At 48.7% G+C, this 1,184-nt stretch carries 1 protein-coding gene; it reads left to right on the forward strand.

Annotation, left to right across the window (positions count from 1 at the left end; translation table 11 throughout):
* Positions 1 to 110: 110 nt before the first annotated feature.
* A partial coding sequence (locus AB4653_RS25630) for a thiamine pyrophosphate-binding protein (RefSeq protein ID WP_372105632.1) occupies positions 111 to 1,184 on the forward strand: 1,074 nt, incomplete at its 3' end.

The raw sequence follows: 1,184 nt of genomic DNA on the forward strand, positions 1-1,184 counted from the left end.
ATATTTTGAAACATTTTCGGCTTTGCCGATTTACAGGAAGAATGGGAGCACAAGATGTGCAGAGACAATGGAAACAATTACCAAAACAAAGGTAATACGGAGGAATTACGATGAAAGGCGCAGAACTGGTCGTATCCGCACTCAAGCAACAAGGCATTGAGACCGTATTTGGTTACCCTGGCGGTGCCATCATGCCAATCTACGATGCACTCTATGACGGCGGGGTTGAACATATCCTATGTCGTCATGAGCAAGGCGCTGCAATGGCCGCTATCGGTATGGCTCGAGCAACGCAAGACGTCGCTGTTTGTATGGCAACCTCAGGCCCGGGGGCAACTAACCTAGTCACAGGTCTTGCTGATGCTTTTATGGATTCCATCCCACTCGTAGCTATCACTGGTCAAGTTGCTAGTTCCCACATTGGTACCGATGCATTCCAAGAAATGGATGTGATTGGTATGTCTCTGTCATGTACTAAACACAGCTACCTAGTAACTGATATTGAAGATCTTGCTCCAGCGCTCGCTGAAGCGTTTGTAGTAGCAAAGTCTGGCCGTCCTGGCCCGGTTATCGTCGATATCGCTAAAGATGTTCAACTAGCAGAAGCACCTGTTAACACTCTTCCTGAATTTACTCCACCCGCAATTCCTATTGCGACAACTGATGCCATTGAACAGGCACAGTACTTTTTGTCTCAAGCAACCCGTCCTGTTTTATACGTAGGTGGTGGTGTTCAACTGGCGAAAGCAACCGATGCGGTTCGTGAATTTTTACGCCTTAACCCAATGCCAGCAGTAAGCACACTGAAAGGCTTGGGCACTATCGAACGTGACGACCCACACTACCTTGGCATGCTGGGTATGCACGGCACTAAAGCCGCTAACCTTGTGGTTCAAGAGAGTGACCTATTGATTGTAGTCGGTGCTCGTTTTGATGACCGAGTAACGGGCAAACTCGATACCTTCGCGCCGCATGCTAAGGTTATCCATATCGATATCGATGCCGCTGAGTTCAGCAAACTGCGTCTTGCCAATGCTCCAATTCGCGGTGACATCAACAAGATCATGCCTCAACTGGAGCTAAGCCAAGACATCTCCTCTTGGGTTCACCACTCTGAAGGCCTTCGTAGCTCATTTAAATGGCGTTACGACCACCCTGGCGACCTTATCTTCGCACCTCTGTTG

The sequence above is a fragment of the Vibrio sp. 10N.222.48.A3 genome (assembly GCF_041475345.1).
Taxonomy (GTDB): Bacteria; Pseudomonadota; Gammaproteobacteria; order Enterobacterales; family Vibrionaceae; genus Vibrio; species Vibrio tasmaniensis_A.